Origin of the sequence: Halomonas sp. AOP27-A1-41 (assembly GCF_052378605.1) — a bacterium.
Lineage (GTDB): Bacteria > Pseudomonadota > Gammaproteobacteria > Pseudomonadales > Halomonadaceae > Vreelandella > Vreelandella citrativorans.
In genome coordinates, this window is record NZ_JBQSXT010000005.1 from 104,216 (window position 1) to 123,707 (window position 19,492).

The following is a 19,492-nucleotide window of genomic DNA, read 5'->3' on the forward strand; positions in this document are numbered from 1 at the left end:
TTTGTGGGTGCACTGAACAATAATGAGTGTAGATGACATTTTGATGAATGCTAACTGGACCAGGGTCTTATAAAAGCTTTGGGTTTTATCCAAGGGCATTGGTAGTAGGCGCTCTGCGAGGGCGATGGTAGGGTTGAGACAATGTGCATAACTATGAGAGTCGTATGAGTGACGCAATAGCGCTATTAACCAAACTGGTCTCTTTCGATACTACCTCCCGTGGCTCTAACCTGGCGCTGATCGAGTTTGTCGAAGGTTATCTTGAAGAGTACGGCGTCGCCTCCGAACGGGTGATGAGCCCCTGCGGCACCAAGGCGAACTTGATTGCCCGTATAGGCCCTGATGCGCCGGGTGGAGTGATGCTCTCCGGCCATACCGATGTGGTGCCGGTGGAAGGCCAGCCCTGGTCGACAGATCCTTTCGCCCTGCATGACGGCCAGGACGGTAAGCTTTACGGCCGTGGCACCTGTGATATGAAAGGCTTCATTGCCTGCGCTCTTGCCATGGTGCCCTCGTGGGTGAAAACGCCTTTGCAGCAGCCGATCTATTTTGGTTTTTCCTATGACGAGGAGGTTGGCTGTGTCGGTGCGCCTGCGCTGATCAAACGGTTCTACGAGCACTACTCAACCACCGCGCACGTCATTGTCGGTGAGCCGACCAGCATGCAGCCCGTCGTGGCCCAGAAGGGCGCCACTAATCTGCGCACCACCGTCGTAGGGCGCGAAGCGCACAGCAGTCAGGTGAACCAGGGCACTTCGGCCATTCATGTGGCAGCGCGATTGGTCTCCTTCATCGAAGACACCATGGCGGCGTTGGTGGAGGAGGGCAAGGTAGACGACGCCTTTAACGTACCCCACACCAGCCTCCACGTGGGCAAGATCAAGGGCGGTACGGCGATCAATATCATGGCGCGTGAGTGCCAGTTTGAGTGGGAAATACGCCACCTGCCCACCGAGACGTTTGATGAGGTGTTTGCGCGTTTTGAAGCGTATGCCGACGCGTTAAGTGCCGAGCTAAGGGCGCGTGGCAAGGACGTCCAAATTACGACCGAACTGCTGAATGTAACGGTGCCAGGCCTTGCCGACCGAGATAACCACGCCGTACTGCGCTTGGCTAAAGACCACCTGCCAAATGAGTGCTGCAACCACGCAGTAGCCTACGCCACCGAGGCGGGGCAATTTCAAGGCCAAGGGTTACAAACGATTATTCTGGGTCCGGGCAGTATCGCTCAAGCGCATCAGCCGGATGAATATATTGAGAAAAGCGAACTTGAAGCGTGCCTGGCGTTTATGGACCGTTTGGGAGACGCGCTACACCAACCCTATCGCGCTGATTAGACAAGCACTTGAAAACGTCGTGGGGAAAGGTATCTGAGAACGTGTTTGAAAACGATGTGAATGGACGCATTTCAACCCACCCGCTCAACGGGTGGGAGCTTCCTCCACGTTAATGATGCTGGTGGTTCTGTTCGAAAAGCTCGGCTTTGGCATTGCGCATCACATCTTCACACGCTTGCTGATGCGCCAACTGGGTTAACAGCTGTTGGGTCACTTCAAACCCTTTGCCCAAGCAGGTATCCACTTCCTCTTGGCTGACCTGAGGAGAAACATGACAATTAACCTTCAGCGTCCGACCAACACCGTCCAAACGGTCGGCTATCGCCCGCAGTCGCCAGGCGACTCGCTCTTTCCAGTTGGCTGATTCTTCTGCGCCTTCGTTTACGCTAAACGTGCACTGCCATTCGGGTTTATAAACCTTCATGAGAACCTCCGCTGCATTTGGAAAGAATATTGGGGTCGTGTTTCGTACTCCGTAAGTCAAAAAAAAATCTTGCTCAGCCACTATACGCTTAACATGGGGCCAAAATCGAACTAAAACATAGGTCATGTGTAGGACGGTTTTAAGGATTATCGGTTAGGCTTAAGTGACCGTGATATATGAGCCTTTCTATGATGTCTCTAATTGAAAAAAGTTGCCCTTGCGGTACAGGATTGTCGACTGACGTATGCTGTGGCCGTTACCACGATGGTGCGCTAGCCCCTACCCCGGAAGCGTTAATGCGCTCTCGCTACAGTGCCTTTGCGCTGAATCTGTGCGACTACGTGCTTGCCACTTGGTACGTGAGCACTCGCCCTGAAGCGCTATCACCGGACCTTAACACCGAGTGGAAAGCTCTCACCATTGTTAAAGCAGCATCCGAAGAGACGCCCCCTGATGCTGATAAAGGTTATGTTCATTTTCGCGCTTATTTCAAAGAGCGTGGCCGCTGGCACATGCTTGAAGAAAACTCGCGTTTCGTGTTTGAGCAGAGCCGGTGGTGGTACGTGGATGGGACGCCTGAGGTCGTGCGTCTCAAGCCGCGGCGTAACGATCCCTGCTTTTGTGGTAGCGGCCGAAAATTAAAGCTATGTTGCAAAGAGTAGCTATGCGTTAACTAATAAAAACGAGGGGTTGATGTCATGGCATATAGTGGCAGGGGACTCGCTCGTTATTGCATCACATTAGGGTTTGTCAGTGGGTTGTTATTGTGGGGAACGACGTTCGCGTTTGCTGAAAATCGGTACCCGGATAGAGAAATTACCGTTGTCATTCCCTTTGGTTTAGGAGGGGCGACCGATGTGCTGTTTCGGGATATTTTTGACACGGCACAAATTTATCTAGACCAGCCTGTGCTTGTGGTTAATATGCCCGGTCGTGAAGCCATGCGGGGCGCTCAGTATGTCAAAAATGCCTCGCCCGATGGTTATACGTTGCTCGGCAGTCATCAAACGATTGATCTTTCGTACCTGGCGGGACTCGCTTCGTTTTCCCATGCAGACTTTGCACCTGCGGGAGCATCGCCGGAAGAGCTTGCCGTTTTGAACGATGCGTTAGCTTACGCGCTTGCCAGCGAGCCATTACGTCATCGGATTACACATGAGTATGGCTCATTAATTGATTATCGGTCGCTGAGCACTTATCGCGACTATTTGGATGAGCAATTTAATGAGCTGGTATCACTCACAGAACGGGTACACTTGGGACGGTGAAAGATATCAATGCCAAGGCCTGATGGGGCGTAGAACCATGCGGATAAATACGCGCCAATTGGCGTTGGAAACCCTGCTACTGATGATATCGGCAACCCTCGTTTGCATGGGAGTCGTTGGGGTAGTGGTCGGTCTCAGTGTGCCGACACGGCCATTTTTTGCAACGCTAGTGCCGGATGGAGCACTGGTCACTCTGCTGGTCGGTATTGCGCTACTGGCGACGCTCCAGGGGTGGAGGAAAACAAGAGTTATCAGTGTCTTATCTCTGTTTTTGGTCGTCACTTACACCTTGGTACATAATAGCCTGGAAGGCGGTCGAGGCGACTCATGGCTCAGCAATGGGCCGCGTATCACCAGCTTGTCGGCAGGCTTTTTTTTAATGATTGGGGTGTGTTTTTGGGTGGGGCTTTCTAGCGCATGGCGGCGCTGGTTATGGATAGCCGGTGGGCTAAGCCTGTGGGGGCTTGCCCTTTTTGTGGTTGGAAAACTATGGCTTACGCTAAGCGGTGCATCTCCTCTGTTCTCATCGTCGCCCATGGGTGCATTGGTCATTACCTGCTTTTTAGGTACCGCCATGCTGGCAGCAGGCTTACGGGGTAAACCGCAACGTCTAAATCCAGGCCAGGTGACCGTCGTCGCCTCGCTATGGGGCGTTACGATCAGTTGTTTTATCTGGCTATTGTTAAACGCCTATCAACAAACGTCGCTGCAACAGCAAGCCGCCTATCTATTGGATAACGTTCAACTCAATATCGAGCGGGCAACACAAGACCGCTTGCGATTAATGCAACGAATGGCGGAGCGGCTGAACGCCATGGGCACAGACTGGGATGTGAACCTGCTGGACAGTGACGCACAACACTATCTGCGGGACATCCCCAGTATTAGCGCCATTGCGATAGTTGATCAGCAGCAGTTGACCTGGGAGTGGGGAGTGGGGCGGACGGCTGAAATGGAACGATGGCTACGTCAGCAGTTGGCGGAAGAGCAAACACGCGCCTGGATGCAAATTCCGCTCGGTCGCCCAAGGATGTTGATGACGGATACCAGCCGACCCCACGAAGCGATATTTGTTATCCCGGTTCCCGCTAACAATCGTTACCTGTTCGCCAGTTTTAACTTGGCCACCATGTTGGAAAACGAGTTACGCCTAGAGGTGGGCCCTTTCCAGGTGAGAGTGAATCGTGATGACATGCCGCTGATGAAGCTACACCCCGCTGGTTTTGCTGCCGACCGTATGGAAACGCCAGAGCTTGCGCTGGCGTCACGCTATATCGGCTTGCCCGGCGGCATTAACCTGGTGCTTTATGCCTACCCAGGTAACCAGCACAACTGGCATCAATTGAACCTGCTGTCGTTTGCGGTTGCGTTAGGTAGCTTGCTGCTTAGTGGTTTGTTGGCTTTTAGTCTTGGCGTTGTGAGCGTCAGTGTTGCTCGTGCCCGCGAGCTTGTTCAGACGCGTCAGTCACTGGAAGACCAGCAGGCGATTCAGCACATGATTGCCCAAGAGCGGCCCCTAAAGGAAACGCTGGAAAGTCTGTGTCTTATGTTGGAGCGCGAGTTACCTTCGGCACTCTGTTCTGTCATGTTGGCTAACGATACAGGTACTCACCTGGAATTCATCGCGGGAGACCGGCTGCCCGCCGCCTACCGCAGCGCGATACAACGCATTTTGATCAGCGCGAATAATGGCGCTTGTGGTAGTGCCGCCTACCAGGGGGCAACGGTGATATGCGCTAATATTGCCGAGGATGAGCGCTGGCGGGGCTATCATGGCGTTTCCAAACAGGCCGGGCTTGCCTCCTGTTGGTCGAGCCCTGTCTACGGTGGCGAGGGCCAACTGGTAGGCACTATTGCGGTTTACTACCCAAAGCCCAGCACCCCAGGCAGTGCCGATACGGTGCGAATTGAAAAAGCGGCGGGCTTGATGGCGCTGGCTGTTGAGCGTTTTCAGGTGCGGAGCTCATTGGAGGAGAGCGAACAGCGCTATCGCTCATTGTTTACCCATCATCCTGATGCGGTATTTACCCTGGATGAGGCGGGCTGCTTTGTAACGGCCAATGCCACCTGCGCGTCGCTGACCGGTTACTCCGTTGAGGAAATGCTCGGCAAGCCGTTCACCTTTTTTATTGCTGAACAGGATGTGACGCGCGTAGAGGCCTATATCGAAACGGCCCTGCAAGGGGGGATTGACCGATATGAACTCAATCTGAAAGACCGCGCGGGTCGTTTGCATCAATTGGATATTATTCACCTGCCGATGGTGGTGCATAACACCGTGCAAGGGGTGCATGCCATTGCTCAGGAGGTGACGGCTGCTCGTCAACAGGAGTCTCGCTTGCGTATCCTGGAGCGCAGTGTGGAAGCCAGCGTTAACGGCATTGTGATCGCCGATGCTGGACAGCCTGATTTGCCCATTGTTTATGCCAATAAAGCGTTTACGTTAATAACGGGATATCGCCAGGAGGAAATCATCGGTAAAAACTGTCGCCTGCTTCAGGGGCCTGGCAGTGACCCGGCGGTTATCCAACGCATTCGTGCTTGTATTAATGAGCAGAAAGACGTCAACGTCACTATCTGCAATTACCGCAAAGATGGCACGCTATTCTGGAATGATCTGTATATAGCGCCGGTACGCGACCAGGACGATCAGGTAACGCACTTTGTCGGCGTGCAGCAAGATATTTCCGAGCATAAAGCGTACGAGGCGCGTTTGGCTCACAATGCTTCACATGATGACCTGACCCGCCTGCCTAACCGTACATTCTTTGAGGAAATGCTGTTAAAGCAGTTTTCCAGGCTGGGTAAGGATAAAAAGCGCTTGGCCGTGCTGTTTGTGGATCTGGATGATTTCAAGCCCATTAACGACAATTTGGGGCATGCAGTGGGTGATCAGGTGTTGGTTGAAGTCGCCCGTAGGCTTATCAATGCGGTCAGGCCTGAGGATACGGTTGCCCGTATGGGCGGGGATGAGTTCGTTATTCTGCAAACGGCGATCAACGACGAGTCTGACGTTGTTGATTTGGTGGAGCGGTTGCTGCCTATGTTGGCGCGCCCTTACCGTATTGAATCCCAAGAGCTTTACCTGACCGCGAGTATCGGTATCGCGATGAGCCAGCCAGATACACTGCAGCCACAAACGCTGATCCAACAAGCCGATATGGCGATGTACAAGGCCAAGCAGCAAGGGCGTAATGCCTACGAGTGGTTTGCCCACGCGTTTACCGATACGGTGAGCGAGCGCATGGTGCTGCGTAATGATCTCCAGGAAGCCATTGAGCGCGGAGAGTTCGCGCTGCATTACCAGCCGTTAATGAATCGGGAAGGAAAGCTTGTTGGTGTGGAAGCGCTATTGCGTTGGGAGCATCCGGAAAAAGGCTTTATCTCTCCCGCACGGTTTATTCCGCTGGCAGAAACCACCGGGCAAATTATTCCGATCAGCGAGTGGGTGCTCCAACGTGCTTGCCAGGATATGCAGTCACTGACGCAACAAGGGCTGGGTAAAATACGTGTGGCGGTTAACCTTTCACCGCTTCAGTTTCAGCGCTCCAATTTTCTCGCCACGCTGCGCCAAACTCTACTAACCACCGGCCTGCCGGCGGAACAGCTGAGTCTGGAACTGACCGAAGGTATTTTGACGGATAACGCCGAAGGCGCGATCGATACGCTGCATGCCCTGCGCAGTATGCACATTGGCGTGTCGATTGATGATTTTGGTACGGGTTATTCAAGCCTTAGTTATCTTAAGGACCTGCCTATTAGCACGGTGAAAATCGACCGCAGCTTTATTAATGAACTCACCAATAGCTACGATGACGCGGCGATTGTGCAGGGGATTATTTCCATGGCTCACCATTTGGGGCTCAAGGTCGTGGCTGAAGGAGTGGAGACTGAAGAGCAGTATCAGCGCCTGCTGGGCTATCAGTGTGATATTTTCCAGGGCTATCTACAGGCCAAGCCGATGCCAGTGGAAGCCCTGCAAGCCTTTATTGCCCATTTATCCCCCTAAGGAGCCGGGATGTCGTTACCCTCAACCCCTTGGTATGTTTACTTATTAGAGTGCCGACGCGGGACTTATGTGGGCATCACCAACAATATCGCCAAACGCTATCGCGCCCACTGTGCGGGCAAAGGGGCGCGTTATACTCGTGCTAACCCACCGGTTGCTCTGCTGGGCGCCCAGCCGTTTGAAGATAGGGCCGCCGCCAGCCGGGCGGAGTATCAGTTGAAACAGCAAACCTCTGTTCAAAAACGTCATTGGGCAACGCGCTGGCCGCTTTCGATAGAAGTGGATTAAGCTAACGTAAAGCTAAAGCGCTCGTTTTTATACGAGCCTGCCCGCCTTTCCCGGTTATTCAGGAGCCAACATGCTGACGTTTTTCTCTGAGGATAGTCGTTTGCGCCAGGCGCGAACGGAGCTTCATGACGGGGCACTTGTCAGCCCCTTTGAGTGCCCCGAGCGTGTTGACCTGGTGCTCGAACAACTGCGCCAGGCCGGTTTCGAAGTGCGCGCTCCTGACGCCTATGGCCTGGAGCCGGTATGTGCGGTTCACGATGCCAGTTACGTCAGCTTCCTTAAAACCTGCTGGCAGGCATGGCAAGCAGCCGGGCATAGCGGTGAGGCGATCCCCAATATCTGGCCAGCGCGCACCCTGCGCCAGGATAAAATTCCGCACTCGGTGAGTGGTCAGCTTGGCTACTATGCACTTGCGGCGGAAACCTCTATTTGTGAAGGCACCTTTGAAGCGGCCATGGCGAGTAAGGACGCCGCGTTGGGTGCTGTGGAACATACCTTGGCCACGGGAGAGCCCAGTTTTGGGTTGTGCCGTCCGCCGGGGCACCACGCTGCATTTGATCAGTTTGGTGGCTACTGCTTTTTTAACAATGCCGCGATAGCTGCCCAGCACGCGCTGGATGCAGGCCGACGTCGCGTGGCGGTGCTGGATGTCGACTTCCACCATGGCAACGGCACCCAACAGATTTTCTATGCGCGTAACGACGTTCTATTTGCTTCGCTACATGGCGACCCTGATGTGACCTTTCCCTACTATCTAGGCTACGCCGATGAAACCGGTACGGGCGAAGGGCAGGGCTTCAACCTCAACTACCCGATGGCGCCTGGCACCAGCGTAGCCACCTGGATGCAAACGCTGGAGCAGGCGCTTATTGCCATCAAAACCCATGAGTGTGAGCTGTTGATCGTATCGCTTGGCGTGGATATCTTCGAAGGCGACCCTATTAGCGCGTTCACTTTCAAGCGCGATGACTTTATTGCCTTGGGCAAGCGTTTGGCAGAAGCCGGTCTACCCACTACCTTTTTAATGGAGGGAGGCTATGCGGTTGAAGAAATAGGTGTCAACGTCGTCAATGTGCTACAAGGGTTTGAGCAGATAAACTCGCGAGATAGATGACAGCTGGCCTTTATTAGGGCAGGCTAACGCCCCCACTAACGGGCAGGGAGCGCAGGCGTGGCAGTTTACGGCGGTATTCAGGGACATGAATTGGAGCGTTGGCTTAATGCGTTAACCAACGCGGCCTACGACCGGCGCTGCCCGCTTTCCAAGGTGCATGGCGGCAATGCCCGTGCGCGCACCGCCCGGCAGGACCTGCTTTACTTGGCCCACGGCTTTCGCGGTGGCGAGCAGAGCCGTGACGTAGTCGCCGACGGCCTGGGTCGTTGGTGTCAGCACTACCTCACCGAAGCCGAATGGTACGTACTGGTAGGTGATAGTGCGAAGCCTCGCACCACCCGCCAATCCCCCGTGTCTTCCAGCGCTTCCCATGACGAAGTGGATGACGCACTTGAGGTATTAATGCAGCACCGCGTGGGCTGAAATAGCCCATGACGCGGGGCAAATCGCGCTGATACAATGGATGCATGAACAGTGCTTCTGCCACTTCCGTTACTGCTTCGCTCGATGACCCCTTCTACTACCTGACGAACTTTCGCTTCGTGCTGGGGTGGGTGGGTGAGCGCCACGCTGACCTTCTAGATACCGACGAACTCACCTTTATAAGCCGCTTTGATACGCTGCCGCGCTCTTCCCAGGCGTTGCTTACCCGTATGGTAATGCGCAAGGGCGAGCTGTTCCGGCTTTACAAACTCAACTACCCGGAAATAGGCGACACGGCAGATGCCCTCGCACCTTTGGCCTCGCTTGGTTGGGTGGATACTGCCCCGGCGCTGAGTGTGAATGAGCTGTTTCATCAACTGCGCTTGGCCGAGCTGCGCTCAGCCTTGGCAACGCCTATACGCGATGCGGGGCTTCCCGCGTCTGCTGGCAAAGCGGTACTCCAGGCCACGCTAACGCTCCAGCTCACTGAGATAAAACCGTTAACTGAGTGGTGGCCAAAAGCGTCGGACAGCATCGTGCGTCTTAACGTAATGGACGTGTGCGACCGGTTACGGCTGATGTTCTTTGGCAACCTTCGCCAGGACTGGGCCGAGTTCGTGCTAACGGAGCTGGGGCTTCAGCGGTTTGAAAAGGTACCGTTCACCGCCGCCTCGCGTGCCTTCCAGAAACGCGAAGAAGTGAATGCTTACTTCGACTTGCATAGGCTTAGGCAGCGCCTTGAAGAGGGCGAGCCACTTGAACATCTACAGCATGAGCTACCGCCCAAACCCGCTAACGCCTGGTTAGCGACTCGGCATGCCCGCGTGGTGTTGCAGATGGGCCGCGAAGCGGAGCGCAGTGGCCAAACCGAGCAGGCCATTTTACTTTATGCACAAGCGGATAGCAGCGAAGCCCGCGTTCGCCAGCTGCGCGTATTGGAGCGGTTGGGTAGGTATCAGGAGGCATTTGAGCTGGCAATGGATGCCCAGCGACTTACGCCCAATGAAACCGAAGCTCAGGCACTCGCACGGTTGCTGCCTCGGCTGCGTAAAAAGTTGAAAATGGAGGCGCAGCCGCCGGTGCATGAGCCCGCCTACACGCGCTGGGAGTTAACGCTTCCCGGCCCTCAGCCGGTAGAGCGCGCCGTTGGGCAGCACGTCGGCACACCTGAAGCGCCGGTGTACTATGCGGAAAACATGCTAATCACCGGCTTGTTTGGCCTGCTCTGCTGGCCCGCTATCTTTGCTCCTCTGCCAGGGGCGTTTTTTCATCCGTTTCATAGCGGGCCTGCGGATCTTTATCGTGAAGATTTCGTCGCTCGGCGGCGTGGTTTATTTGATGAATGCCTGGCACAGCTAGAGGATGGCAGCTACCACCAGACGATTCACACAACCTGGCAGCAAAAACACGGCCTGGCATCCCCCTTTGTGCACTGGCCATTGCTGGATGAAACGCTTTTAGCGCTGGCGCTTGAGTGCCTGCCCGCCGCCCACTTGAAAGCCTGTTTTGAACGGCTTTTACAAGACATTAAAGCTAATCGGGCAGGGCTGCCTGACTTGATCCAGTTTCTGCCAAACGCGCCGCCAGATGAGCCTCGCTATCGGCTTATCGAAGTGAAAGGCCCTGGTGACCGGCTTCAGGATAATCAGCGCCGCTGGCTGGCGTTTTTTCATCAGCATCGTATTCCGGTTGCGGTGTGTTACGTGCAGTGGTTGGCTGGCTCGCCAGGTACGTTATGAGTAGCGCCACGGAGTATCGGATAGCCGTTCGCGCACTGTGTGATTTTACCGCCCGTGAGGGCGATCTGGACCACCGCTTTACCCCATCGCCCAGCGCCCAGGAAGGCATGGCCGGGCATCGCCTGGTGGCCAGCCGCCGAGGCGATGACTATATTGCTGAAATGCCGCTTTCCGGTACCTACAAAAGCCTGGCCGTCACCGGACGCGCTGACGGGTACGATCCTGCCGAAAACCGTTTGGAGGAGGTCAAGACCTACCGCGGTAGCCTTGAGCGCATGGCCGACAACCAGCGCGCGCTGCATTGGGCGCAGGTGAAAATTTATGGCGCCCTGTTATGCAAAGCGCGCGAGTTGGAGGAGGTCACGCTCACGCTGGTGTATCTGGATATCGCCACTGAAAAAGAGACACTGCTTAGCCAAAAAGTGCGTGCAGACGAGCTTGAGACGTTCTTTACCACCCAGTGTGAGCATTTTATTGCCTGGGCCGAGCAGGAAGCAGCGCATCGAGAAGCCCGCGATGCAGCGTTAAACGACCTTCAATTTCCTCATGCTACGTTTCGCCCCGGCCAGCGCGAGTTGGCCGAAGATGTTTACAAGGCCGCCAGCACCGGGCGGTGCCTGCTGGCCCAGGCGCCTACGGGAATCGGCAAAACGTTGGCCACGCTGTTCCCCATGCTCACCGCCATGCCGCGTCAGCGCCTTGATCGGATTGCTTTTCTGACCATGAAAACGCCCGGGCGCCGCCTGGCGCTGGACGCCCTGGCTCAGCTTCGCCCTTCTGTACAATCCGCCGAACATTCTGATAACAGCGCGCCGCGTGTGCTGGAACTCATTGCTCGTGAAAAAGCCTGCGAGTACCCGGGAACCGCCTGCCATGGTGATGCCTGCCCGTTAGCGGCGGGCTTCTATGACCGCCTGCCCGCTGCACGCCAGGCCGCCGTGGCTGAAAGCAGTTGGGACCGCGAAACACTGCGCAAGTTAGCGCTTGCTCACAGCGTCTGCCCTTATTACCTGGGCCAGGAATTGGCGCGCTGGGCCGATGTGATTGTGGGCGACGTTAACCACTGGTTTGATCGTCATGCGCTGCTGCATGGCTTGGCACAAGCTAATGATTGGCGAGTGGGATTATTGGTGGATGAAGCGCACAACCTGGTTGAGCGGGCACGCGGCATGTACAGCACCGAGCTTGACCAGCAGCGTTTTAGCCGCGTTAAGCGTAGCGCCCCGAAAGCCCTTGGCCGCTCATTGGCAAGCCTGGGCCGGCAGTGGCAGGCAGCGGTGAAAGACGTCGCCGAAAGTAAGCCGGATGATATGGAACGGGAAGGCTATCACCTGCTAGAGTCGCTGCCCGATAAACTGGTGGGCGCCCTTCAGAACGCTGCCGCCTCAATCACCAACCACTTGGGCGAGCACCCCGAAGATATCTCTTATGAGTTGCAGGAGCTGCTGTTTGAGGCGCTGGCATTTTGCCGCTTGGCAGAAAATTTCGACGACCACTCGCTATGTGATGTAACGCTAAAAGGACGAGGGAAAGCGCTGATTGGGCTGCGTAATCTGATACCGGCGGACTTTCTAGCGCCACGCTTCAACGCTGCGCATAGCACCGCGCTGTTCTCCGCCACCCTAACGCCTGCCCATTATTACCGTGACCTGCTGGGCCTGCCAGCGAACACGGTATGGCGCGAAGTGTGCTCGCCCTTTGTGGCCCGCCAGCTTGAAGTGCGCATTCGCCGGGATATCTCGACCCGCTTTCGCGACCGGGAGGCGTCGCTTGCGCCGATGGTGGCCGAAATGGCCCAACAGTATGAGCAGGCGCCGGGCCACTATCTGGCATTTTTTAGCAGTTTCACCTACCTCAATGCCGCGCTTAAGCGGTTTTGTGAACAGCACCCTGACATCCCTGCATTTGCCCAAACGCCGGGCATGCGTGAAGCCGAGCGGGAAGCGTTCTTGCAGCGTTTTACGCCGGGCGGGGAGGGAGTCGGCTTTACCGTACTGGGCGGCGTCTTTGCTGAAGGCATCGACCTGCCCGGCGACCGACTGATTGGTGCGTTTATCGCAACGCTTGGGCTGCCGCCGTTTAATGCTTTCAACGAAGCCCTTAAAGCGCGCCTCACGGCACGGTTTGGTCAGGGCGATGACTACACCTACCGCATTCCGGGGATGATCAAGGTAGTACAGGCCGCCGGGCGGGTGATCCGCAGCCCCAACGACGAAGGGGTTGTGGTATTAATGGATGATCGTTTTGCCCACTCCCGCGTGCAGGCGCTGTTACCCAGCTGGTGGGCGGTAGACGGATCATCATTTTGAGAACCAGCGTGATAACCAGGGACGCAAGTGAATGGCGGATTTGTTGTGGTATCAGTATGCGTTGATCGGGCTGATTTTTGCCTGGAGCGGTTTTGTTAGAACCAGCCTGGGGTTTGGCGGTGCGGTGCTGGCGTTGCCGTTTCTACTGCTGGTCGTTAACGATCCGCTGCTTTTCCTGCCGATTATCGCCATTCATCTGCTGATCTTCTCCAGCTGGATTGCCTGGCAGGGTAATCGCCAAATAAAGCGGGAGAGTGGCAACGCGCCGGTACAGAGCAATATTGATTGGGCCTATTTACGCAAGGCCCTGAAAATCATGATCATCCCCAAGCTGGTTGGCGTGGTGGGCCTGTTAACGCTGCCTGCCACTATCATGACCAGCATCATTTTCGGCATCGTGTTGGTCTACGCCATTGGCTATGTGCTCAATAAACCGTTTCAAAGCAACAACAGGTACGTCGACTATGTGCTGCTGGCCTTGGGGGGCTATGTCAGCGGTACGTCGCTGATTGGTGCGCCGCTGATCGTGGCGGTGTTTGCCTCACATGTCGCCAAGGAGCAACTGCGCGATACCATGTTTGTGCTGTGGTTCATTCTGGTCGTGATCAAGATGATCTCGTTTGTATTTGCCGGTGTGGACCTACAGCTGATCCATCAGCTATGGCTATTGCCCTGCGCGTATGCCGGGCACCTGGTGGGTGAGCGGGCGCACCGCTATATCATCAAAGCCGATACGGGCGTGTTTTTCCGGGTGCTGGGCGCGGTGCTGATCTTTGTCAGCATCATAGGGTTGATATTTTCGCCTTCTTGATTCTCGGCTTGGCATGAAAACGTTGCTACCGCTTAAAGCTTGCTGTCAGCGCGTAGCAGCGTCCTGCTCAGGATAGCCAGTATCACCGCCAACACGCAGCAGAGCACGGCCATGCCGGTATAGACGTTGCGCAGTGACTCAAGCCAGGTAACCGCAGGGGCGACCGAAATGGGCGAGATAAACTGACCAAGAAAGAAGGTGGCGGTAAAGCCACCAAACACGCGGCCACGCACTCGCTGTGGCGTAATACGCATCAGCCAGGCCGTGGTGTTGGGCATAAAGGCGCCCAGGCCAAGCCCCGAAATGGCCGCACCGACAATCGCCATGGCATAACTCTGTGTAAGGCCTACCACCATAAAGCCCAGCGCGGCCAGTACAAAGCCCGCTATATAGATCGTCATGACCGACAAAAAGGGTTTGTAGTAGCCATAGCAGAACGACACGATGCTGGCGGTAAAGGCAGCGGTGGAGAGCGCAATGCCGATAGCCAAACCGCTGACCTCACCCTGCTCTGAAAGTAAAAAAGGCAGCTGCGCAGGGAACATGTAAAACATCATCATGCTCAGCATGCCCGCCAAATAGGCAATCCCGGTGCGCATATAGTCGACCTTGACCGGCGCGTTGAGATGGCCTGCCTGCTCATTGCTCTGGAGCTTAGGCGCCTTGAGCATCGCCCAGGCATAAGGCAGTAGAAACACCCCCGTCAGGTAGAGCAGGAAAGGACCCCGCCAGCTCCAGTCGGAGAGTAGCCCACCCAGATTAATAAACACCACCCCACCGAGCGCCATGCAGCTACTTTGCAGACCCAAAAAACGCACTCGCTCGGGGCCATCAAAATAGTCGCCAACTAGCGTAGTACTAATACTTAAAATACCGGCCACGGCGATGCCCATCAGCGCCCGTGATGCTAACAACAGGTCCACGCTATCAATCAAAAAGCCCGCCCCACCCGCCAGGCCATAAATGGACAACATCATCAGGAGTAGAGGCTTGCGCCCAAACCGGTCGGCCAGATAGCCCATTAGCGGGCTGAACAGCGTAATCATCAGCGCAGGAAGCGTCAGGATCAGCTGAATCAACACCTGCGGCTGATCCGAAAAATGGCGGCTGATACCCGGCAAAGCAGGCGCAATAATCGCGCCCGACATCACCGTCATGGTGCTGGCAAATAGCAGTACGGCTTTGGTATGGGTTAAATGGTTGATGGTGAGCTTCCCTAGATGAACATCGAGATGGCAAAGGCACTGATGATAGCACTGTCGTTAGCAAGCTACTATTTTGGTGCTAGTGTATCGACAGCGACACTGTGCCAGTAGATTGACCCAGCTGGCTGTTTTGGCAAAGCCGGAAGAGTGAGGGGCTGGTTGATCGTTAAACACGTATCTTGATGAAGTAATAAGAGACGTTCAGCTATGTCTAAGTTGACATAATCCGCCCTGGGGACGAAGCTTTTCATATCTAATAACAAAGGTTATTAGACGAACTTCATATGAAAACTAACATTAAGGGAATAAAGGGTTGATAACTAATAGATACTCAAGGGTTTTAGCAGTTTTCTGTTTAGTGCTGTTGTCTGGTTGTGCTATCAACCGTAGCGAAATAGCGTTGCCGCTGCCTGAGGCAAATTCAAACCAATATGCGAGTACAGAGCAGACCATAGTAATAGGAGAGGTTATTGATCGGCGAGTTTTCGAAGAGTCACCGATTAATCCGAGCACTCCTTCTCTTGGAAAAGGCGGGGCAAGTAAAGCATCCGACCAGACCAAAGCAAGAGCGATTGGTCGAAAAAAGAATAAATACGGTTATGCGATAGGAGACGTTTTGTTGGAAAATGGACAAACCGTTGATAGCGTGGTGCGTAGCAATTTGGCTCTTGCTCTGAACGAATCCGGTTACAGTGTGCTTCCTCAGTCAGCAGTTGCTGCAGCTAATAGTCCGGTCATAGATGTTTATATCGATGAGTTTTGGGGGTGGCTCACTCCAGGATTGGAAACTACCTTGAACACTCGGATCTCCACAACCCTTGAGCTACGATCTAGTGAAACGCAAGAAAGTATTCTTGTCCGCACTCGCCAGATTCGCCCGTTTGCTACCAACGCGGCTTGGATAGAGCTGTTTGAAAAAGCGCTGAATGACTATAGAAACGAGGTTATCAGCGTCGCGCCTGACCTGCTCGAAGAATAGGCTAGCGGAAGGGAAGTGTAGATTAAAAAAACGGCCACTTGCTGTAATAGCTAAGTGGCCGTTTTTAATAGTGTTCTTGGTCGGAATAGCAGGATTCGAACCTACGACCTCTGCCTCCCGAAGGCAGCGCTCTACCAAGCTGAGCTATATTCCGAAGGTTGTGAGCGGTGCTCGACAACGGGGCGTATCTTACACAAGTAGACGCTTTTTATCAAGCCTCAGCGCCTCTGTTGTGCGAATTTATGCTTGCCTGTCAACGGCCAGGCGGGCGAGTTGCGCCATGCTATCGCGATACGGGCTGGGTGAAAGTAACTCTAATTGCGCCAGTGCCTTATCGGCCATTTCATTGGCGCGTTTACGGGTGTACTCAAGCGCGCCCGTGGCGTGAACAATGGCCAGTACGTCATCCAACTGCTCAAGGCCGCCTTTGCGGATCACTTGGCGAATCAGCTTGGCCTGCTCAGGCGTGCCCTGCTCCATGGCGTGAATCAGCGGGAGGGTGGGCTTGCCTTCGGCCAGGTCATCGCCGACATTTTTACCCATGGCGTCGGCATCGCCCTGGTAATCCAACAGGTCATCAATCAACTGGAAGGCAAGGCCCAGGTAACGGCCGTATAACTGTAGCGCCTGGGCTTGCTCTGGTGTGGCATCAGCAAGTACGGCACCGCTGTGGCTGGCAGCTTCAAACAGCATGGCGGTTTTACCTTGAATGGTTTCAAAGTAGTCCGCTTCAGAGACGCTGGGGTTGCCAATATTGGTCAGCTGTAGCACTTCGCCTTCGGCGATGGTGCAGGTGGCGCTGGAGAGAATCGCCATGATCTGCATCGACCCAACATCGACCATGAGCTGAAATGAGCGCGAATAGAGGAAGTCGCCGACTAACACCGATGGCGCGTTACCCCAGGCATCGTTGGCGGTTTTTTTGCCCCGCCGCATGTGGGACTCATCCACCACATCGTCATGCAGAAGTGTGGATGTGTGCATGAACTCGATCAGCGTGGCCAGGGTAATGTGCTTGTCGCCCTGGTAGCCCAGTGAACGAGCGGCCAGCAGTACCAGCATGGGCCGCAAACGCTTGCCGCCGCTTTCAATAATGTATTGGCTAATGGTCTCGACGAGCGGGACTTTCGAGGTGAGCTGCTCAACAATCGTCCGGTTGACGGCTTCAAAGTCATCTGCCACCACGGCGTGCAGCGGTGAGGGCGTAGGGCTGGCAGTCGGGGTTGGGGAGACGTTGGCGGTCATGGGTTCCGTTCATCGCGGCAGGTGGAGGGGTACGCCCCTGAATTGAGGTCATGCTATGGGGCTACCGGGAAAGCGTCAAGGCGCGTGCAGGGCATCCATTCGACGTGCGACAATAATCATCAATTGACAACGGCCTACAGTCTTGTGGTAGAAGGCGATTGTCGTTATAATCCGCGACCCACTCATCATGCTCCCTGTCAGATGGCTCCAAAAGGGGCGCCACTCGCAGCAGGTCAATAAGAGCGTCAGGCGATGAGCGCTGGTTATGCAACGCATAACGGCATTACCGACAAGTCCGGAGAGCGACATGTACGCAATTATCAAAAGCGGTGGCAAGCAGTACCGCGTTCAAGAAGGTCAGACCCTTAAACTCGAGAAAATCGAAGTCGCTACCGGCGAAACGATTGAGTTTGATGAAGTGCTGCTGGTTGCAGACGGCGACGACGTAAACATTGGTGCTCCGCTGTTGAGTGGCGCCAAGGTTTCCGCTGAAATCGTTTCCCACGGCCGCGGTGACAAGGTGACGATCATTAAATTCCGTCGCCGTAAGCACAGCATGAAGCGTCAGGGCCACCGTCAGTGGTTCACTGAAGTCAAAATTACCGGAATTTCCGCGTAAGCGGTTCATTCCCTGAAAGGAGAATTTTGCAATGGCACATAAAAAGGCAGCCGGCTCCACGCGTAACGGTCGCGATTCCGAATCCAAACGCCTCGGTGTTAAGCTTTTCGGTGGCCAAGCAGCGAACGCAGGTAGCATCATCGTTCGTCAGCGCGGCACGCGTTTCCACGCGGGTACTGGCGTTGGTCTAGGTCGTGATCACACTTTGTTCGCCCTGAACGAAGGCTTTGTGAAGTTTGAGACCAAAGGCCCGAAAAACCGCAAATTCGTTAGCATCGTTTCTGAATAAGCAACTCTGGTTGCGTAGAACGTAGTTAATGAAGAAAAGCCCCGCTATGGCGGGGCTTTTTTGTCTGTTTAAACCCTCTTGCCCAATGAATGGAGGCAGGAGCGTTGCATATAGGGCGGCGGAAGCGGCCGGGAGAAACTATGCAGTTCGTCGATGAAGCCTCGATTATTGTTGAGGCGGGAAATGGCGGCAATGGCTGTCTGAGCTTTCGCCGCGAAAAATATGTGCCCAAGGGTGGCCCCGATGGTGGTGACGGTGGGAACGGCGGCAGCGTTTACCTGATTGGTGACGATGCGCTCAATACGCTGGTCGACTTCAAGTTTCAGCGTTTTTACAAGGCTGAGAACGGCCAGGGCGGCATGGGCCGCCAGATGAGCGGTAAAGCCGGTGAAGACCTGCACGTTAAGGTGCCGGTAGGCACCACCGTTGTGGACGTTGATACGCTGGAAGTCATCGCGGATATTACCGAAATTGGCCAGGTGGTACTGGTCGCGGAAGGTGGTCGACGTGGTTTGGGTAACATCCACTTCAAGTCGTCCACTAACCGTGCACCGCGGCGCACCACGCCAGGTACCGAAGGCGACCGTCGCAATTTGCGTCTGGAAATGAAGGTGATGGCGGATGTTGGCCTGTTGGGCATGCCCAATGCTGGCAAATCCACCCTGATTCGCTCGGTATCGGCGGCCAAACCTAAAGTCGCCAACTACCCGTTTACCACGCTGGTGCCTAACCTGGGGGTGGTGAAGCTAGGGATGCACGAGCACTTTGTGATGGCGGACGTGCCGGGATTGATCGAAGGTGCCTCTGATGGTGCGGGCCTGGGGCAGCGCTTTCTTAAGCACCTGACCCGCACGCGACTGCTGTTTCATGTGGTCGATATAGCGCCCTTTGATGAGTCTGACCCGGTGGAAGCCGCTCAAGCGATTGTGCATGAGCTTGGTCAGTTCTCTCCGGCGCTTTCCGAGCGCCCGCGCTGGCTGGTGTTGAACAAGTTTGATCTGCTACCGGAAGAGGAGCGCGAAGAGCGCGCCCAGGCGATCATTGATGCGCTTGGCTGGGAAGGCCCGGTGTTCCGTATCTCGGCGATTAGCAATGAAGGCACGGACAAGCTGGTTCAGGCCGCGTACCGCTGGCTGACCGAGCAGCGTCGCCTTGAGAACGAAGACGAAGAGGCGCTGGCCCGCGAGCAGGAAATGCACCGCCGCATGGAAGATGAGTCGGTTGCTCGTATCGAAGAGCGTCTGGGGCGTCGCCGCAAGCGGCCTGCTGAAGAAGCCGACGACGATGATTTCGATGATGATGATTACGACGTTGAGGTCGAGTACGCGCCCTAACGGCCGAAACCGGCAGGCTTGCTCAGCCTGCCAGTAATGGCCGACGTTGAATATTGTTGTCGAATATCATTGCTGAATAGCGTTAACAATGTGCCTGAT

The 19,492-nt window shown here is 55.2% G+C and carries 17 protein-coding genes and 1 tRNA gene; 14 read left to right on the forward strand and 4 right to left on the reverse strand.

Annotated elements, in window-relative coordinates; translation table 11 throughout:
* Positions 1 to 164 precede the first annotated feature (164 nt).
* Entirely contained in the window at positions 165 to 1,337 is a 1,173-nt protein-coding gene (gene argE, locus ACT3TC_RS05515; RefSeq protein WP_444639411.1) for an acetylornithine deacetylase, read from the forward strand.
* A gap of 109 nt (positions 1,338 to 1,446) precedes the next feature.
* Here argE and ACT3TC_RS05520 read toward each other — a convergent pair whose 3' ends face one another.
* Positions 1,447 to 1,761, reverse strand: coding sequence for a hypothetical protein (locus ACT3TC_RS05520; protein ID WP_444639412.1), 315 nt, complete (start codon positions 1,759 to 1,761; stop codon positions 1,447 to 1,449).
* Positions 1,762 to 1,949: 188 nt separating this feature from the next.
* Between ACT3TC_RS05520 and ACT3TC_RS05525 the strand changes: the two genes are divergently transcribed.
* From ACT3TC_RS05525 to ACT3TC_RS05565, 9 genes are all read left to right on the forward strand, one after another.
* Positions 1,950 to 2,423 (forward strand): YchJ family protein, encoded by a 474-nt coding sequence (locus tag ACT3TC_RS05525; RefSeq protein ID WP_444639413.1) that lies wholly within the window; start codon positions 1,950 to 1,952, stop codon positions 2,421 to 2,423.
* A gap of 36 nt (positions 2,424 to 2,459) precedes the next feature.
* The gene (locus ACT3TC_RS05530) at positions 2,460 to 3,029 is read left to right on the forward strand and encodes a hypothetical protein (RefSeq protein ID WP_444639414.1); all 570 of its coding nucleotides are present in this window, start codon (positions 2,460 to 2,462) and stop codon (positions 3,027 to 3,029) included.
* A gap of 37 nt (positions 3,030 to 3,066) precedes the next feature.
* Positions 3,067 to 7,038 carry an EAL domain-containing protein gene (locus ACT3TC_RS05535; RefSeq protein WP_444639415.1) on the forward strand — a complete coding sequence of 1,324 codons (3,972 nt, stop codon included), beginning with the start codon at positions 3,067 to 3,069 and terminating at the stop codon, positions 7,036 to 7,038.
* 9 nt (positions 7,039 to 7,047) lie between these two features.
* Positions 7,048 to 7,326 (forward strand): GIY-YIG nuclease family protein, encoded by a 279-nt coding sequence (locus ACT3TC_RS05540; protein WP_087108829.1) that lies wholly within the window; start codon positions 7,048 to 7,050, stop codon positions 7,324 to 7,326.
* A 70-nt stretch (positions 7,327 to 7,396) separates the two neighbouring features.
* Entirely contained in the window at positions 7,397 to 8,440 is a 1,044-nt protein-coding gene (locus ACT3TC_RS05545) for a histone deacetylase family protein (RefSeq protein WP_444639416.1), read from the forward strand.
* 57 nt (positions 8,441 to 8,497) lie between these two features.
* Positions 8,498 to 8,863 (forward strand): hypothetical protein, encoded by a 366-nt coding sequence (locus ACT3TC_RS05550; RefSeq protein ID WP_444639417.1) that lies wholly within the window; start codon positions 8,498 to 8,500, stop codon positions 8,861 to 8,863.
* A gap of 44 nt (positions 8,864 to 8,907) precedes the next feature.
* Entirely contained in the window at positions 8,908 to 10,602 is a 1,695-nt protein-coding gene (locus tag ACT3TC_RS05555) for a VRR-NUC domain-containing protein (RefSeq protein ID WP_444639418.1), read from the forward strand.
* Positions 10,599 to 12,911, forward strand: a complete 2,313-nt coding sequence (locus ACT3TC_RS05560) for a helicase C-terminal domain-containing protein (RefSeq protein ID WP_444639419.1) — start codon at positions 10,599 to 10,601, stop codon at positions 12,909 to 12,911. Before ACT3TC_RS05555 ends, ACT3TC_RS05560 begins: the two co-directional genes overlap by 4 nt.
* A gap of 31 nt (positions 12,912 to 12,942) precedes the next feature.
* The gene (locus ACT3TC_RS05565) at positions 12,943 to 13,722 is read left to right on the forward strand and encodes a TSUP family transporter (RefSeq protein ID WP_444639420.1); all 780 of its coding nucleotides are present in this window, start codon (positions 12,943 to 12,945) and stop codon (positions 13,720 to 13,722) included.
* 32 nt (positions 13,723 to 13,754) lie between these two features.
* Here the strand turns inward: ACT3TC_RS05565 and ACT3TC_RS05570 are convergent, their stop codons facing one another.
* Positions 13,755 to 14,927, reverse strand: a complete 1,173-nt coding sequence (locus tag ACT3TC_RS05570; protein ID WP_444639447.1) for an MFS transporter — start codon at positions 14,925 to 14,927, stop codon at positions 13,755 to 13,757.
* A 313-nt stretch (positions 14,928 to 15,240) separates the two neighbouring features.
* On the opposite strand from ACT3TC_RS05570, the gene ACT3TC_RS05575 reads away from it, so the two are divergent.
* Positions 15,241 to 15,906 (forward strand): hypothetical protein, encoded by a 666-nt coding sequence (locus ACT3TC_RS05575; RefSeq protein WP_444639421.1) that lies wholly within the window; start codon positions 15,241 to 15,243, stop codon positions 15,904 to 15,906.
* A 77-nt stretch (positions 15,907 to 15,983) separates the two neighbouring features.
* Here the strand turns inward: ACT3TC_RS05575 and ACT3TC_RS05580 are convergent.
* Positions 15,984 to 16,060: transfer RNA gene (locus ACT3TC_RS05580), tRNA-Pro, on the reverse strand.
* Between the two features lie 86 nt (positions 16,061 to 16,146).
* Positions 16,147 to 17,151: an octaprenyl diphosphate synthase gene (gene ispB, locus ACT3TC_RS05585; RefSeq protein ID WP_444627953.1), complete on the reverse strand. Its 1,005-nt coding sequence runs from the start codon at positions 17,149 to 17,151 to the stop codon at positions 16,147 to 16,149.
* Positions 17,152 to 17,458: 307 nt separating this feature from the next.
* Here ispB and rplU point away from each other — a divergent pair, with 307 nt between their 5' ends.
* From rplU to cgtA, 3 genes are all read left to right on the forward strand, one after another.
* Positions 17,459 to 17,770, forward strand: coding sequence for a 50S ribosomal protein L21 (rplU, locus tag ACT3TC_RS05590; RefSeq protein ID WP_087108812.1), 312 nt, complete (start codon positions 17,459 to 17,461; stop codon positions 17,768 to 17,770).
* A gap of 31 nt (positions 17,771 to 17,801) precedes the next feature.
* A complete protein-coding gene (rpmA, locus tag ACT3TC_RS05595) occupies positions 17,802 to 18,059 on the forward strand; it encodes a 50S ribosomal protein L27 (RefSeq protein WP_018917617.1) in 258 nt (85 codons plus the stop codon).
* Positions 18,060 to 18,199: 140 nt separating this feature from the next.
* Positions 18,200 to 19,393 carry an Obg family GTPase CgtA gene (gene cgtA, locus ACT3TC_RS05600; RefSeq protein WP_444639422.1) on the forward strand — a complete coding sequence of 398 codons (1,194 nt, stop codon included), beginning with the start codon at positions 18,200 to 18,202 and terminating at the stop codon, positions 19,391 to 19,393.
* The last annotated feature ends 99 nt before the right edge of the window (positions 19,394 to 19,492 follow it).

What these genes read in the sequence shown, in the direction of transcription:
- argE (WP_444639411.1), top strand. Translation starts at nt 165, where the DNA reads ATGAGTGACGCAATAGCGCTATTAACCAAACTGGTCTCTTTCGATACT.
- ACT3TC_RS05520 (WP_444639412.1), bottom strand. Translation starts at nt 1,761, where the DNA reads ATGAAGGTTTATAAACCCGAATGGCAGTGCACGTTTAGCGTAAACGAA.
- ACT3TC_RS05525 (WP_444639413.1), top strand. Translation starts at nt 1,950, where the DNA reads ATGATGTCTCTAATTGAAAAAAGTTGCCCTTGCGGTACAGGATTGTCG.
- ACT3TC_RS05530 (WP_444639414.1), top strand. Translation starts at nt 2,460, where the DNA reads ATGGCATATAGTGGCAGGGGACTCGCTCGTTATTGCATCACATTAGGG.
- ACT3TC_RS05535 (WP_444639415.1), top strand. Translation starts at nt 3,067, where the DNA reads ATGCGGATAAATACGCGCCAATTGGCGTTGGAAACCCTGCTACTGATG.
- ACT3TC_RS05540 (WP_087108829.1), top strand. Translation starts at nt 7,048, where the DNA reads ATGTCGTTACCCTCAACCCCTTGGTATGTTTACTTATTAGAGTGCCGA.
- ACT3TC_RS05545 (WP_444639416.1), top strand. Translation starts at nt 7,397, where the DNA reads ATGCTGACGTTTTTCTCTGAGGATAGTCGTTTGCGCCAGGCGCGAACG.
- ACT3TC_RS05555 (WP_444639418.1), top strand. Translation starts at nt 8,908, where the DNA reads ATGAACAGTGCTTCTGCCACTTCCGTTACTGCTTCGCTCGATGACCCC.
- ACT3TC_RS05560 (WP_444639419.1), top strand. Translation starts at nt 10,599, where the DNA reads ATGAGTAGCGCCACGGAGTATCGGATAGCCGTTCGCGCACTGTGTGAT.
- ACT3TC_RS05565 (WP_444639420.1), top strand. Translation starts at nt 12,943, where the DNA reads ATGGCGGATTTGTTGTGGTATCAGTATGCGTTGATCGGGCTGATTTTT.
- ispB (WP_444627953.1), bottom strand. Translation starts at nt 17,151, where the DNA reads ATGACCGCCAACGTCTCCCCAACCCCGACTGCCAGCCCTACGCCCTCA.
- rplU (WP_087108812.1), top strand. Translation starts at nt 17,459, where the DNA reads ATGTACGCAATTATCAAAAGCGGTGGCAAGCAGTACCGCGTTCAAGAA.
- rpmA (WP_018917617.1), top strand. Translation starts at nt 17,802, where the DNA reads ATGGCACATAAAAAGGCAGCCGGCTCCACGCGTAACGGTCGCGATTCC.
- cgtA (WP_444639422.1), top strand. Translation starts at nt 18,200, where the DNA reads ATGCAGTTCGTCGATGAAGCCTCGATTATTGTTGAGGCGGGAAATGGC.